Raw genomic sequence first — 14,912 nt, forward strand, 5'->3', positions numbered from 1 at the left:
TCGTGCGAATTCGTTAGCGTGATTTTTTTCAAAATAAAAGAAAGCTAACAACGTTCAATACATTTATCTTTCAATTCTAAATCCAATTTATAAACTACATCCTCTTCGCCTCATTCCAAAAAACATCCATTTCAGCCAGCGACATATCCGAAAGGGATTTGCCTAATTCCTCGGCCTTACTTTCTAAATATTGAAAGCGCTTGATGAATTTTTTATTAGTTCGCTCTAAAGCATCTTCGGGATTTATTTTAAGGAAACGAGCATAATTTATCATAGAGAAAAGTACATCTCCAAACTCTGCTTCCATCTTTTCTTGGTCGCCCGCTTCAATTTCGTCGCGAAATTCTTGAAGTTCTTCTTGCACTTTTTCCCAAACTTGTTCAGGTTCTTCCCAATCAAAACCAACACCTTTTACTTTATCTTGAATGCGAGACGCTTTGACCAATGCCGGTAAACTTTTAGGAACGCCTTCTAAAACTGATTTTTTGCCTTCTTTGAGTTTAAGTTTTTCCCAGTTTCTTTTTACCTCTTCTTCATCTTCCACGACAACATCACCATAGATATGCGGATGACGGTGAATGAGTTTTTCGCAAATTTCATTGCAAACATCAGCAATGTCAAAAGTTTTAGTTTCACTTCCTATTTTTGAATAAAAAACAATATGAAGCAAGACGTCGCCCAGCTCTTTCTTTACATCTTGCAAATCATTGTCCAAAATAGCGTCGCCTAATTCGTAGGTTTCTTCAATGGTTAAATGACGCAAAGATTGCATGGTTTGCTTCATGTCCCAAGGGCATTTGGCACGCAAATCATCCATAATATCTAATAATCGTCCAAAGGATTGCAGTTGCGTGTCTCTTGTGTTCATAAAAATGGTTTTTTGTAAAAATAAGAAATCCTGTCAGGAAAAATTCCCAACAGGATTAAAAATATAATAATTCAGCAATTACTTTTTAGTTGCTTTCTTTTCTTTTGCAGGTGCTTTTTCTTTTACCGGTTTTTCTTCTATAGGAATTTCTTCAGTCAATTCTTCTTTGGCAACTTCTTCCTCTTTTACAGGAACTTCCTTACTTACCATTCCTTTGGCTTGCAAAATATTGTACCAGTTGATTACCTTTTTTACATCGGACGGATATACTCTATCTCTGTCGTATTCGGGTAAAATTTCTTCAAAGTAAGCTAATAAAGTTGCATTGTCTTCTTTATGCGAAATAGATGGTCCTTCATTTTCTTTGATGGCAATGTTTCGCATTACTTCTACTAAAGGTTTCTCTTCAGTATTGGTGTACATTGAAATTTCAGATAGTAAACTTACATTACTTTTTAATCCAACAGTGATTTTCTTTCCATCTACCAATGATTCTGCAACAAATCCTGAACGTGTTTGAACTTGTAACAAATATAATCCTGGTTTTCCGGAGATTGCTAATATTTTATCTAACTTCATTTTTTAAATATATGTGGTTATAAACTTTCTAATTTTAAGAGAACGGTTTTATCTTCCCTTTTTTGCTGATGCAAATTTCATTTTATAGTCTGGACGCGTTTTCCCATCCATGATATTTGCGAGCTTCTTTTTAATAATTTGTTTTTTCAAAGAAGAAATTAAATCGGTAAACAAAATTCCTTCAATGTGGTCGTATTCGTGCTGGATTACTCGAGCAATCAAACCATCATACACTTTTGTTGTTTTGACAAAATTCTCGTCTAGAAATTCGATGGTGATTGTATCATGACGGTAAACATCTTCGCGAACTTCAGGAATACTCAAGCAACCTTCGTTAAAACCCCACTCCTCGCCTTCTTCTTTAAGAATTTTGGCGTTGATGAATGTTTGTTTAAAAGCGGCCAATTGTACTTGTTCGGCCTCTTCCAAATCTTCATCATCACTAAATGGAGAAGTGTCAATTATAAAAAGGCGAATGGGTAATCCTATTTGAGGTGCGGCAAGTCCTACTCCATGTGCATTGTACATGGTGTCATACATATTTGCAATGGTTTCCTTAATGGTAGGATCATTAGCATCAATGTCTATTCCCACTTTTCGTAACACCGGATCGCCATATCCTATTATTGGTAAAATCATTTTTAACGTATTAATTTATACTAGTATAGCTTTGCACAATGTGACTGGCCATAAATATTGGACGGCAAAAATAGTGAAAAAAGATAATAGATAACAGCATTTTTGTAATATAGAACTCTTTTAATTCCCTAATTTTATAAAACTTTAACAGCCTACGATAGTATCTTTGCAACCTATGTTTAAATCAGTCCAGAAATTTACCGCGCAAACTAATTTTACCAACGCACTCAAAATTACAGTTGCAGCCGTAATTCCCGTTATCTTTTTTGCCTATATGGATTTGTTTCTAATCGGTTTTTCCTTTGCTTTAGGTGCTATTTTAACCTATCCAAGCGATATCCCTAGTAATTTAAAACATAAAATAAACGGAATATTAGTTGCCATTTTAATCATTGTGGTTTCGGCAGTTTTGGTAAGCGTTTTATATCCGTATCCCTATATTTTTTATCCTTTTTTAGCGCTAGCGCTGTTCTTTTTATCAATGATATCGGTTTATGGTCAAAGGGCTACGATGGTTTCTTTTTCGGGATTATTGTCAATTGCTTTGGCTTTCGGACACATTCAGCAAGGAATTTCTATCTTGATTAACGGAGGTTATATTTTAGGTGGAGGTTTGTTTTATTTACTGGTTTCACTTATATTTTATAAAATAAGACCTTATCGTTACGTGGAATTACAAGTGTCTGAATGCTTGAAATTAACTTCTAAATATTTAAAACTAAGAGGTGATTTATGGGACACCGAAGCTTCTCGCGAATCTATTATCAAAGAAAAGTTATTGTTGCAAGTGGAATTGAATACCACTCATGAAAACATACGCGAAATCTTAATCAGGAATCGTTCTACCTCTGGAAGTTCCAATCAAAACCGGAAGCTACTGATTGTATTTACTTCCCTTGTAGAAATTTTAGAGTTGGCATTGTCTACTTCTTTCAACCATCAAAAGTTCAACGAAAAATTCGTTGCCTATCCTCAAATTCTTAAAAACTACCAGAATCTTGCATATAACCTAGCCCGAACTTTAAAAAGTATTTCAGTTTCCATCGAAGACAATAAAAAGTACGTTTCTACGCACCAACTCTTCAATGATTTAGAAATTTTAGAAAATGCAATTGTAGAATACCAAACAAACGTTGAAGGCAAAGATGTACAAGAAAACGTCCTGATGTTGTCCAACATGAGGGATTATGTAGAACGGCAAATTGAGAAAATAAAAGTTTTAGAACGTGCATTTACCTTAAAAGTTGACAAACAAGATACCAAACCCATCGAGAAAGATTTAGAAAAATTTCTAACGCCACTTTATTATCCATGGAGTACATTTCAAAACAACTTGAGCTTCTCCTCTACTATTTTCAGGCATTCACTGCGATTGACTTTGACTATTTTAGCAGGAATTGTCATTGGAAATTTAATCTCTGTCGAAAAAGTATATTGGATTTTACTGACCATTGTGGTGATTATGCGACCTGGTTATGGACTAACCAAACAACGTTCCTATCAACGTATTTTCGGAACCGTTTTGGGAGGATTAATTGCTTTTGGGATTATTTCGGTGGTACAAAATCCTTATGCCATAAGTACTTTTGCAGTTATTTCGATGTTATTGGGCTTTACCTTTACACAAACCAATTATAAAGTAGGGGCTACATTTGTCACTATTTACGTAGTGTTTATTTATGCAATGTTAACACCGAATGTTCGCGATGTGGTTCAATTTAGAGTAATGGATACTTTGGTTGGAGCCGCATTGGCTTTTTCGGCCAACTATCTATTATGGCCTTCATGGGAGTTTCTGAATGTTCGGGTGTTTTTAAAGAAATCAATTAAAGCCAATTATCATTATCTGAAAGAAATTTCTACTTTTTATAATGAAAAAGGAGAAGTAACTACTTCCTACAAAATTGCAAGGAAATTTGCATTCATTGAAATTGGTAACTTGATGAATTCTTTTCAACGCATGACCCAAGAACCCAAATCCAAACAGAAACAACTGCCTCAATTGTACAAGTTAGTGGAGTTGAATTATTCTTTAGTTTCGTCGTCAGCTTCTTTAGGTACTTACATTCAAACACATAAAACCACTAAAGCTTCCGAAGCTTTTAATGTGGTGGTAGATGCTGCTTTAAAAAATTTGAATGTTGCCATGGAGACTTTAAACGCTTCCGCAAAAAAACCAGTGAAACCCTATACCAAAATTGATTTGGAAGTGCGTTTTATGGAGCTGAAAAACATTCGTTCAAAAGAAATCAGGGCCAACAGTGCTACTGAAGAAGAGTTTCAACAGAAAATGCAAGAAGCCCAATTGGTTATCGAACAGCTAATTTGGTTGAGTAATCTGTCTGAAAGCATTTTGAAAGCTTCGAGAAAATTGGTGTATGAGGCTTAAAACTTCCTGCTCAAATAATCTTGCAACATAATTGTTGCAGCAATTTCATCTATTAAAGCTTTGTTTTGACGTTGCTTCTTCTTAAGACCACTGTCAATCATGGTCTGAAAAGCCATTTTTGAAGTAAAGCGTTCATCAACACGAACCAATTCCATGTCAGGAAATGTCTTGGTAAATTCGATTACAAATTTCTCAATAATTGGAGCACTTTCTGAAGGTAAACCGTTCATTTGTTTGGGTTCGCCAATGAGGACTTTTTCTACTTTCTCTTTTGAAAAATAAGTTTTCAAAAACGTTAGTAACGTTGAAGATTCCACTGTTGTAAGTCCAGAAGCAATCATTTGCATTTCGTCTGTTGCTGCAATTCCAGTACGCTTGAGTCCGTAATCTATGGCTACTATTCTTGGCATTTTCTTGTTTTTATTTAAAATTACAAAGCCAATAAAGCTTCAATTAATATATCAATTTCTTTTTTGGTATTAAAATGACTGAACGAAACGCGAACCGATGGTTTTAGTACTTCCTCTTGGGTTAGAAAAGCTGCCAAAACATGCGAAGGTCGGGCACTTCCTGACTGACAAGCACTTCCACGGGAAACTGCAATACCTTTCATATCTAAATTAAATAATAACATACTACTTTTGGATGCATCCAAAGGCAATCTTACATTTAAAATCGTGTATAAAGCTTTATTTACAGAACCATTAAAAGCCACATCTGGAAACTTATTTTGCAATTGAGTAATGGTGTAATCCTTTAATTCTTGAATATAGTTTCTTTCTGCCTCTAAATTTTGATAGGAAATTTGCAATGCTTTTGCCATTCCTACAATGTTATGCAACGACTCAGTTCCCGGACGAATGCCTTTTTCTTGTTCCCCACCATGGAAAATAGGTTTCAACGAAAGTCCTTTTCGGATAAATGCAAAGCCAACACCTTTTGGTCCGTGAAATTTATGAGCACTTGCCACCATAAAATCGACAGGGATTTTCTGTAAATCCAATTCCATTTTCCCAACGGATTGAACCGTATCCGAATGAAAATAAACAGCATGTTGTTTGCAAATCGTAGCTATTTCTTCCAAATCTAAAATGGTTCCCGTTTCATTATTTACATGCATTAAGGAAACTAAAGTCGGAATTTCTTCGCTTAACAATTCCATCAAATGATTGATGTCAATACTCCCGTCTGTTTTTATTTTTACAAAATCAACTTGAATTTCCTGGTTCTTTTGCATGAACTCAACAGCATGCAAAACCGCATGATGCTCGACTCTTGTAGTAATAATTCGTTTTACTTGCAGGGTTGTGACGGCATTTTGCAAAACCCAATTGTTTGCTTCGGTAGCACCTGATGTAAAAATAATTTCTTGAGCAGCCACGTTTAAAAGTTGTGCAATGGTTTTTCGAGCTAGTTCCAGTTTACTTTTTGCAGTTCGCCCAAAACTATGAGAAGACGATGGATTGCCGTACTCATTTTGTAAAATCCCCATCATTTCTGTCGCAACTTCCGGACGTAAAGCAGTTGTTGCGGCATTGTCCAAATATATTTTTTCCATGCTGCAAAGTTATTAAATTTTAGCTTTAACAAGGGTTTAGACTTCTCCTATTCTTAATTGCCGATATTTTGTTTATTTTTGCTAGAAATATATAGATACGGATGAAACGATTTTTAGCTTTTTTACTTTTAGCAGTTGTGTTTTCGAGTTGTGATGATGGCGATTTGTCCCAAGTTTCTTTTGAATTTGATGATTCTCTTGCTGTACAATGCGGAACGGAAACCGATGACTTTTTTATTTATAAAACACAAGACCGACGCGCTTTAATTATTCAGTTGCCGGAAATTAATTTTCCAAACCGTATTTCCGCTGATTTATCTACGCAACCCGCTCCTTTAATAATTAATGGCTCAACGGTCAGATTGATTTACAGAGAATATTCTGGTGACGTTTCTCAAAGTACGATTTGTTCTACTGTTCCAGCTGCAAATCCTTATGTTGTGCAGGAACGTGAGGCGACTGAAGGAACCATTACCATTACAACAACGGCAATCAAAACGGAGCCTGATGCAAATGGCACTACTGCGATAACATATTATTTGCATACTTTAGTTTTTAAAGACTTAGTATTTGATTTAGATGATGGAAATAAACAAATAAACGAAGCTTTCACACAAGTTACATATAAAACTACAGCTACTCCTTTCACTCCTTTTGCAGGATTGACCGGTTTGTTTTCTTGTGAAAACGACGACACCTTCTTGTTCAAATACACTGGAAACCAAGCCTTAGTGTTAGATTTAAATAATGATGATGCTGCCTTTTTATTCTCTGGTGAAGCCGGTCCTAAAACCCGACTTATTTCAGCAGAAAGCAAGTTGACGCGTTTCTTTTTCAATACAGACATTACAACTTTAAATAACGATTATTTTTGTGCAAATCTAACTCCAGCAACACCACCAATTACAGATGCTTTCAAAGCAGAAGATGGTGTTGAAAATGTAAGTGGTATTATTGAAGTTACTTCCTTAGCTTCTGACAACGGTTTTAAACATACGATTGTGTTGAAAAATGTTCGTATGGTCAAAGGAACTTTAAAAGTGCAAATGGGTACCGAATATATCTTCGGAGAATTTGAAACTACGAATTAATTTCAATTTAAAATAAAGTATTTTAACATAAAAAAACCATTAAGGAATTCAATTTCTTAATGGTTTTGTCTTTTAAAGTATGGTCGTTCGTTAAGCGTTTTGCTTAAAATAAACTTCAGTCGCACCCGAACCATATTTTTGGTAATTCCCGTCTTTAAATGAAATTGAATCATAACGACCAAGTAAAAAATCTAATTCTGATTTCAGAATTCCCTCACCTACTCCGTGAATAAACACGATTTTAGGAATACGATTTCTGATGGCAAATTCAATATGTCGTTGTGCGGTTTCAGTTTGTAAAGTTAGAATGTCGTAGTTACTCATCCCTCTAAAGTTTTTGACCAATTTCTCAATGTGCAAATCAAATTCAGGAACCGGCACTTCTTTTTTAGACTTTTTCTCTTTGACAAAAGAACGGGCTTTAGGAATTTCTTTCTCCTTCAGAATCTGCGATACATTTTGACCCGATAGTCCCATTTTAAGTTCGTCGCCACTAATTTTGAGTAATTCCTTGCTGTTGAATTTTAATTCAAATCCATCGGTTGTCAATACTGTAATTTGGTCACCATTTACAGCAGTAACAATTCCATCCATAGCGTCATCAAGTACGGTAACTTTATCTCCTGTATTAAACATCATCCGTTTCTTTAGTGTTGTCCTTTTTATGTGGAATTCGAGCGTTTAGTTTGTATAACAAAAACATAAAAACTGCTATAGAGCCAACGCTCAAGTATATATTTGGCGTTGCTTTACTTTGTTCGTACAGCAAAAAAACTGCAGCAATAATTACAGCTGGTATTAGTAATTTTTTCATGGAAATTAGTTCCTTATAATCGAATTAATAGCTAATTTAAGTTCCAAAAGTAATTAACTAAAAAATAATAACCTCTAAAAAAACAAAAGTTTCCAAATATTTTGTAAAATTGCAGTAAAACAACCTATAGTGAAACTAGAAGAATTTATGATTCCTTGCTTGAGCAAAAAGCTATTTGGCATAGATTGTCCCGGTTGCGGCATGCAACGGTCTTTGGCAATGCTTATAAATGGCGACTTTAGCGATGCTTTTCACATGTTTCCCGCTATTTTCACAACAATTCCACTGTTTATTTTTATTGGATTGCACTTTGTTGATAAAAGTCGCAATTATACAAAGCTGATTATTCCGTTTGCTATTGTTAATGCCGCTATAATGATTATTGCCTACTTTTACAAATTAACCCATTATTAACCCAACCTTTATTACTTATGGAAAAACAAAAATTACCCAATGCAACCGCAGTACTTGTACTCGGAATTTTATCGATTTTAGGATGTTGCTTTTATGCCGTCGGAATTGTTTTTAGTATCATCGCATTAGTAATGTCTAAAAAAGACATGGCTTTATATGCACTCAATCCGGAAGCGTACGACAATTACGGAAATTTGAAAACCGGTCGCTTATTAGCAATTATTGGATTGGTATTAAATATTATTTCTATAATTACAGTTATTGCTTTTATCGCTTTCTTCGGCTGGGCAGTTTTACAGGACCCTGTTTTAATGCAAGAAAAAATGAGAGAACTTCAAGGTGCTTAATAATTCACTTTTTAATGAATACAAAAAATCCGCTTTACGAATTGTAAAGCGGATTTTTTTTATGTGTTTCGGTATACAATATACTTTTTTACAATATACAGACCTCAGCTCTATTTCTCAAATTCCTTCAACGTATTGATAATAATTTTGGTACAATCCAGTAACTCTTCCTCCGTCATTACTAAAGGTGGAGCAAAACGGATGATGTTTCCGTGAGTTGGTTTGGCTAACAAACCGTTGTCACGTAAACGCATACAGATGTTCCAAGCCGTATCACTGTCTTCGGTGTCGTTGATAACTACTGCATTTAAAAGTCCTTTACCACGAACTAGGGTTGCTATATTTGAGGTATTGATGTATTCTTGCATTTTTTCGCGGAAGATGATACCTAGACGTTCTGCATTTTCAGCTAGTTTCTCGTCCTTTACTACTTCAAGAGCGGCCATTGCAACTGCTGCTGCAACTGGATTTCCTCCGAATGTAGAACCGTGCTGACCTGGTTTGATTACATTCATAATTGCATTATTGGCGAGTACCGCTGAGACAGGATATACTCCTCCAGAGATAGCTTTTCCTAGTACTAGTACATCTGGTTGCACGTTTTCGTGGTTTACTGCTAGTAATTGTCCGGTTCTTGCGATACCTGTTTGTACCTCATCTGCGATGAATAATACATTGTATTTCTCGCATAGTGCTTTAGCTTTAGCTAAATATCCTTCTGCTGGAACGAATACTCCTGCTTCACCTTGAATCGGTTCTACTAGGAAACCAGCTATGTTGCGGTTGTTTTGCAATACGTTTTCTAACGCGTCTATGTTGTCGTAAGGTATGGATATGAAACCATCTGTGTAAGGACCAAAGTTTTTACGTGCGTTTTCGTCATTTGAGAAGGAAATGATTGTAGTAGTACGTCCGTGGAAGTTACCGTCGCAAACTATTATTTCTGCTTGGTTTTCTGGGATACCTTTTATTTCATAAGCCCATTTACGTGTGATTTTAAGCGCTGTCTCAACTGCTTCGGCACCAGTGTTCATTGGTAACACTTTATCAAAACCGAAGTACTTGGTAAGGTATTCTTCGTAAGGACCTAGTTGGTCGTTAAAGAAAGCACGGGAAGTAAGTGTAAGTGTTTCAGCTTGTTTGGTCATGGCTCCCACAATCTTTGGGTGGCAATGTCCTTGATTTACTGCTGAATAAGCTGATAGAAAATCGTAGTATTTCTTTCCTTCTACGTCCCAAACGTATACTCCTTTTCCTTTGCTTAGAACTACAGGTAGAGGGTGGTAATTGTGTGCTCCGTACTTGTTTTCTAAATTAATGATGTCCTGTGAAGTGGTATTTTGTAATACTTCCATAAGATGCTGCTTTTTTTATTAATAGGTATTTATTCCTACTTTTGGGAGAGAAATCATCCTTATATGTGCCAAATTTAGTGATTATTTCATGAACTAATGCGGATTCTGTAAAGATAAAACCCCCTTGTACTTAATAGTGTTCCATGGGATTGGGTATTTAGGGGTCAGTATTGCCTCTGATGTTATTTTGGTATGTAATAATCGAGAGATTGGGCAGGTTTTTTCTGCTTTTGAAACGAGTTCTTGAAACTTTTCGTTAGAGATGTCTTTTATATTCAAGTTTTAAGACTTCTTTTGAAATGATTGAGTGTTAGATGGATTGGAAGATTGAAAGACTTCTGTGATAAAGACTTCTGCGAAGTAATAAATTTGTGTGATGATGGTTGTGGAAATACTTTTTAGGGCAACTAATGTGATTTTTCCTTCGTGGTCGGTGTTTAACTATTGATGTGCTGTTTTAATGCGAATTGTTTTTTTTTATATTTGTTTAATACGGCGGAGTTTTTTGATGGACTGACGTATTAAATAATTATCTTGGTAGCATCCGTGTTTCTCAATAAATCAATTGTTTTGTAACTGATAAGTTGTTGTGGGAACCATATTAAACACTATAAATAATGAATAGACTTTTTCTGCTGCTGCTTTTTCTTTTTACGGCCCCTTTCTTATTTGGGCAAACCGAAGCTTATACTGTTTTAATTACTGATTTTCAATCAAGGTATAATGCTGAAGATTATGCTCCTTTTTGACAGCAGAAAACTCATACATCGACTTACTTTCAAAATCTAGGTGTTTTGTTTGCGAGTTAAACGGTGAACTAGTAGGAATGGCATTTCTTGTAGCAAAAGGAAACCCAACAACTATCTTTGAGTCCGAATGGAGTTATATTAGGATGGTTGGCGTTGTACCTGAATATGGAGGAAATGGACTTGGAAAAAAACTCACACAACTGTGTATTGCATTTGCTAAAGAAAGCAGTGAAAAGACCATAGCCTTGCATACTTCTGAATTTATGGATACCGCTAGAGCTATTTATGAACGTGCTGGTTTTGTTCAAATAAAACAAATTGAGTCCAAGTTTGGAAAAAAGTACTGGCTTTATAAACTTGAACTATAAAAAGTAGGGATTTCACTCAATTTACTAAAAATAACTTATAAATAAATACATATGAAACTAGGAGCCTTTTCAATTAGTCTTGCCGTTAAAGACATTCATAAATCAGTAGCTTTCTATGAAAAATTAGGATTTACCCACAAAGGAGGAAACATTGAACAAAATTGGGTTGTTCTTAAAAATGATACTGCTGTAATTGGTCTTTTTCAAGGCATGTTTGAAGATAACATTATTACTTTTAATCCAGGTTGGGACACCAATGCACAAAACATTACTGATTTTGATGACGTTCGCGAAATTCAAGCGCATTTAAAGAAATCCGGTATAGCGTTGACTCATGAAGCGGATCAAAATACAAGTGGACCCGCTCATATAACGATGACTGATCCGGACGGAAATTCTATTTTAATCGATCAACATAGGTAAATAATTATAGTCCTTCCTTTTCAACATATAGCAGATAAAGCAGAAGTGTAAAAATGTTTTCGACTTCAAAAGGAGGTCTTGAAATTCGAAAGTGTCGATGATAGGTTTTTGATTTATTTATAGAACAATAGTATTTTTGAGCTAGTTTTTATAAATTACTACCCATTAAACCTAAAAGTTATGAAATGGACACATATTATAAAGAATAAAGTATTGGCATCTGTGGCATTGCTATCGCTTTGTTTATTAGTTTTGGCAAGTAATTATATTGACCGAAAACATACTGATGATGTAAAAATGACCATCAGCACCTTATATGAAGACCGACTGATTGCAGAAGTATATATTTTAAGAATGACAAGCTCCTTGTATGAAATTAAGGAAGCCATACAAATTGATGTCGATGCAACTGACAAAGACGTACGGATCTCGAATTATCTTGCAATAATCAAAGAAACCAGTGATTCCTACTTAAAGACAAAGTTTACCGAACTTGAAACCTTAAAAGCCAAAGAATTGATGCAGATCTTGAAAAATTTTGAAATGCATTCATTAAACCATTCACCCATTGCTTTACATAAAGTTGACGAAGCGCTTGTTCTATTGAATGATTTATCTGCAATTCAATTAGCAGAGTCAAAGGAAATCATGAACTATGCTGAGAAATTATACCTCGCTGGTAAAACCTCGTCGCAGTTTGTAGTCGCGCTAATTATTATTATTCTAATAGTGCTTCAAGCAATTGTGTTTAGTTCGAAAACGATAATTATAAAGCATCAGCCTAAATCTCCAAGCCTCAATTAAATCTTTCAATACTTGAGATTGATAACTTTTTCATACTCTTATAGAACTACTTCAAATAAAAAATCCCATTATACTACTAGCGTACAATGGGATTTTTTTGATGGGATTAAGTCTTACACCAAGGTGGCCTCCGAAGTGATTTTAGTATCTAATAATCGTGAAATTGGACAAGTCGTTTCGGCTTTAGTAACCAATTCTTGAAACTTTTCTTTCGAAATACCTTTTACCTTACCTTTTACCATAAGGTGCGAACCTATTACACTTTTGTCTTGAAAATCTATGGCACATTCGGTTTCTAAACTTTCAATTTCAAATCCTTCTTCGCCAATGTAAGCGGACAATTGCATGGTAAAGCAACCTGAATGTGCGGCTGCAATAAGTTCTTCTGGGTTGGTTCCTATTCCGTCTTCAAAACGGGTTTTGAATGAATATTGGGATTTGTCCAATACTTTACTATCGGTAGTTAGTGTTCCGTTTCCTTCTTTGATGGTGCCTTTCCAAACGGCAGTTGCATTTCTTTTCATGTTCGTTTTTTTTTTATTGATTTAGTCAAATTTAATCTTTCTATTTTCAAATAGGAAAGGGTTTAGGGGAAGTTTAACAAGCACTGCTTGTAAGTAGAAGGTCCTGAAAGTAGAAGGTTTTGAAAGCTTAAAATTTGTACCCTTTGTAGAAAATATAAAAAATCCGATAATTATTGTTAGAAAAATTTATTAAATAAAAAGACTTTTATTACATTTACAATTAATCAAAAATAGCTCTTTTTCAGGCGAGTGTAGCTAAACTTTATTATCATGACAACGATTTACAACGTTATTTTATTTTAAAAACATTATCTCAACCGCTTGCAACCTACAAATACCAATATGCTTGATAATCGTTTCTTCAAAAAAATAAGGCGAAATACTCTTTTTGTGCCAATGCTTATCGTGCTTTTTTCATGCTCTTCGTTAATTATTATTAATTATCTGACCATTAAAACGCTATCGGCATGTAGGGCTTACATTGATGGAGAATCACATTATTCTAAAGCGCAAAAAGATGCTACACTGCACCTCATCACGTATCTATATAGCGAGAACAAGAATGAATGGTCCTTATTCAATCAAGAATTAGTCATCCCGGAAGGAGATAAAATTGCTCGATTTACCTTAGAAAACGGTGGTTCCATTGACACTATTGAAGCTGGTTTTAAAACAGGAAGAAATAATCCTAAAGATATTGACGATTTAATATGGCTTTATAAAAATTTTCAATCCATTTCCTTTTTTAGGGATGCAATTATACAGTGGGAAGCGGCGGATCAACTCGTTGATAACTTAGCTGAGTTAGGTAATGAAGTAAATCAAAAGATAGTTGCTAACAATTTAAGTGAGGAAGAGAAGTCTATTTTATTAGTTAAAATTAATTTATTAAGTGTAGAACTTAGCAAATATGGAAATAAATTTGCTGAAACGCTTGCCGAAGGTAGTCGCGATGCTAAAAAATATTTATTACTTCTTAATGTGATGTTTACACTAATTATAATAGGAAGTGTGAGTGTCTATTATCTGCGAATGCTCAAAAAATTAAATCATTCAAAACTAAAAACGGATGCCACAAATTTGGAATTATTAATTGTCAATAAAGAGCTTGACAAGTTTGTTTACAGTGCATCGCATGATTTGAGGTCTCCTATTTCTTCATTAAAAGGACTGATAGAAGTCATGAAATCTGAAGATGATTTGGAACAAATTAAGAGCTACCTGACCCTTATGGATGGAAGTTTAGACAAACAAGACCAGTTTATAAAAGACATTATCGATTATTCCCGCAACAAGAAATCCGAAATTAGTATTGAAAACGTCAGTTTAAAAACGGTTGTGGAAACCTCTATTTCACAAAATAAATATTTGCAGGAATCTAAAAACATTAATGTTTATACCAATTTGACCATTGATTTAATGAACAGTAATGCACTTAAATTAAATATCATCATCAATAATCTGTACACCAACGGGATTAAATATTATGACGCTACGAAAGAAAGACCTTCTATCGCCATAAATGCATTCGAAGAGGACGATTCATACATTCTGGTAATTGAAGATAATGGCATTGGTATCAAACCCGAATTTCATTCAAAGATATTTGAGATGTTTTTTGTTACTAATAACGAAAGTAAAGGTTCTGGCCTTGGTTTATATCTTGTAAAAGATGCCATCGAGAAACTAAAAGGGACGATAAAAATTAAATCAAAAATTGGTGTAGGGACTCAATTCATCATCTCGTTACCTAAAAACTATAACGAACAATCATAAAAATTAGTCGCAACAGTTCAAGATAATGCTTTCTTTGGCTTATTTTGAATTGTTTGCAAGGTTGTTTTGGCATCCCACCCGCTTTAGTGATTAGTATTTGTAGCATTTACTACCACATTTACCTCCTATTCTCATGCAAAAAAGCACTTTCAGGCAGCAAGAGAGCTGTTGTGGTCTCTAAATAAACCTGTTCCAGCTGTTTTAAGTGGCTATT

At 34.7% G+C, this 14,912-nt stretch carries 18 protein-coding genes; 9 read left to right on the top strand and 9 right to left on the bottom strand.

Annotation, left to right across the window (positions count from 1 at the left end):
- Nucleotides 1-94: 94 nt before the first annotated feature.
- From mazG to def, 3 genes are all read right to left on the bottom strand, one after another.
- Nucleotides 95-868: a nucleoside triphosphate pyrophosphohydrolase gene (gene mazG / locus ACQ5J2_RS15360; protein ID WP_432671342.1), complete on the bottom strand. Its 774-nt coding sequence runs from the start codon at nt 866-868 to the stop codon at nt 95-97.
- Between the two features lie 78 nt (nt 869-946).
- Nucleotides 947-1,447 carry a DUF5606 family protein gene (locus ACQ5J2_RS15365; RefSeq protein WP_432671343.1) on the bottom strand — a complete coding sequence of 167 codons (501 nt, stop codon included), beginning with the start codon at nt 1,445-1,447 and terminating at the stop codon, nt 947-949.
- Between the two features lie 48 nt (nt 1,448-1,495).
- On the bottom strand, nt 1,496-2,086 hold the full coding sequence (def, locus tag ACQ5J2_RS15370; RefSeq protein ID WP_432671344.1) for a peptide deformylase: 591 nt from the start codon (nt 2,084-2,086) through the stop codon (nt 1,496-1,498).
- A gap of 175 nt (nt 2,087-2,261) precedes the next feature.
- Between def and ACQ5J2_RS15375 the strand changes: the two genes are divergently transcribed.
- A complete protein-coding gene (locus ACQ5J2_RS15375) occupies nt 2,262-4,475 on the top strand; it encodes an FUSC family membrane protein (protein ID WP_432671345.1) in 2,214 nt (737 codons plus the stop codon).
- On the opposite strand, the gene ruvX is transcribed toward ACQ5J2_RS15375, so the two are convergent.
- Nucleotides 4,472-4,885, bottom strand: a complete 414-nt coding sequence (gene ruvX, locus ACQ5J2_RS15380) for a Holliday junction resolvase RuvX (RefSeq protein ID WP_432671346.1) — start codon at nt 4,883-4,885, stop codon at nt 4,472-4,474. The two genes, ACQ5J2_RS15375 and ruvX, sit on opposite strands and share 4 nt — an antisense overlap.
- A gap of 20 nt (nt 4,886-4,905) precedes the next feature.
- Entirely contained in the window at nt 4,906-6,033 is a 1,128-nt protein-coding gene (locus tag ACQ5J2_RS15385; RefSeq protein WP_432671347.1) for a cysteine desulfurase family protein, read from the bottom strand.
- Nucleotides 6,034-6,134: 101 nt separating this feature from the next.
- On the opposite strand from ACQ5J2_RS15385, the gene ACQ5J2_RS15390 reads away from it, so the two are divergent.
- Entirely contained in the window at nt 6,135-7,124 is a 990-nt protein-coding gene (locus ACQ5J2_RS15390) for a hypothetical protein (RefSeq protein WP_432671348.1), read from the top strand.
- Between the two features lie 90 nt (nt 7,125-7,214).
- Here ACQ5J2_RS15390 and ACQ5J2_RS15395 read toward each other — a convergent pair whose 3' ends face one another.
- Complete coding sequence (locus ACQ5J2_RS15395; protein WP_432673322.1) at nt 7,215-7,760, bottom strand: Smr/MutS family protein; 546 nt, start codon at nt 7,758-7,760, stop codon at nt 7,215-7,217.
- Nucleotides 7,753-7,938 carry a hypothetical protein gene (locus tag ACQ5J2_RS15400; protein WP_432671349.1) on the bottom strand — a complete coding sequence of 62 codons (186 nt, stop codon included), beginning with the start codon at nt 7,936-7,938 and terminating at the stop codon, nt 7,753-7,755. The genes ACQ5J2_RS15395 and ACQ5J2_RS15400 overlap by 8 nt, the downstream gene beginning before the upstream one ends.
- A gap of 129 nt (nt 7,939-8,067) precedes the next feature.
- On the opposite strand from ACQ5J2_RS15400, the gene ACQ5J2_RS15405 reads away from it, so the two are divergent.
- Nucleotides 8,068-8,352, top strand: coding sequence for a DUF2752 domain-containing protein (locus ACQ5J2_RS15405; RefSeq protein ID WP_432671350.1), 285 nt, complete (start codon nt 8,068-8,070; stop codon nt 8,350-8,352).
- 17 nt (nt 8,353-8,369) lie between these two features.
- Nucleotides 8,370-8,699, top strand: a complete 330-nt coding sequence (locus ACQ5J2_RS15410) for a CCC motif membrane protein (protein WP_432671351.1) — start codon at nt 8,370-8,372, stop codon at nt 8,697-8,699.
- A 110-nt stretch (nt 8,700-8,809) separates the two neighbouring features.
- Here ACQ5J2_RS15410 and rocD read toward each other — a convergent pair whose 3' ends face one another.
- Nucleotides 8,810-10,054: an ornithine--oxo-acid transaminase gene (rocD, locus tag ACQ5J2_RS15415; RefSeq protein ID WP_432671352.1), complete on the bottom strand. Its 1,245-nt coding sequence runs from the start codon at nt 10,052-10,054 to the stop codon at nt 8,810-8,812.
- A gap of 617 nt (nt 10,055-10,671) precedes the next feature.
- Here rocD and ACQ5J2_RS15420 point away from each other — a divergent pair.
- From ACQ5J2_RS15420 to ACQ5J2_RS15435, 4 genes are all read left to right on the top strand, one after another.
- Nucleotides 10,672-10,803: a hypothetical protein gene (locus tag ACQ5J2_RS15420; RefSeq protein ID WP_432671353.1), complete on the top strand. Its 132-nt coding sequence runs from the start codon at nt 10,672-10,674 to the stop codon at nt 10,801-10,803.
- A complete protein-coding gene (locus ACQ5J2_RS15425) occupies nt 10,800-11,171 on the top strand; it encodes a GNAT family N-acetyltransferase (protein ID WP_432671354.1) in 372 nt (123 codons plus the stop codon). Before ACQ5J2_RS15420 ends, ACQ5J2_RS15425 begins: the two co-directional genes overlap by 4 nt.
- Nucleotides 11,172-11,222: 51 nt before the next feature.
- Complete coding sequence (locus ACQ5J2_RS15430) at nt 11,223-11,594, top strand: VOC family protein (protein ID WP_432671355.1); 372 nt, start codon at nt 11,223-11,225, stop codon at nt 11,592-11,594.
- Between the two features lie 180 nt (nt 11,595-11,774).
- Nucleotides 11,775-12,398 carry a hypothetical protein gene (locus tag ACQ5J2_RS15435; protein ID WP_432671356.1) on the top strand — a complete coding sequence of 208 codons (624 nt, stop codon included), beginning with the start codon at nt 11,775-11,777 and terminating at the stop codon, nt 12,396-12,398.
- 113 nt (nt 12,399-12,511) lie between these two features.
- Here the strand turns inward: ACQ5J2_RS15435 and ACQ5J2_RS15440 are convergent, their stop codons facing one another.
- A complete protein-coding gene (locus ACQ5J2_RS15440; protein ID WP_432671357.1) occupies nt 12,512-12,922 on the bottom strand; it encodes an OsmC family peroxiredoxin in 411 nt (136 codons plus the stop codon).
- Between the two features lie 396 nt (nt 12,923-13,318).
- Between ACQ5J2_RS15440 and ACQ5J2_RS15445 the strand changes: the two genes are divergently transcribed.
- Nucleotides 13,319-14,698 (top strand): sensor histidine kinase, encoded by a 1,380-nt coding sequence (locus ACQ5J2_RS15445; RefSeq protein WP_432673323.1) that lies wholly within the window; start codon nt 13,319-13,321, stop codon nt 14,696-14,698.
- Nucleotides 14,699-14,912 lie beyond the last annotated feature (214 nt).

The sequence above is a fragment of the Flavobacterium sp. SM2513 genome, from assembly GCF_050908145.1.
Lineage (GTDB): Bacteria > Bacteroidota > Bacteroidia > Flavobacteriales > Flavobacteriaceae > Flavobacterium.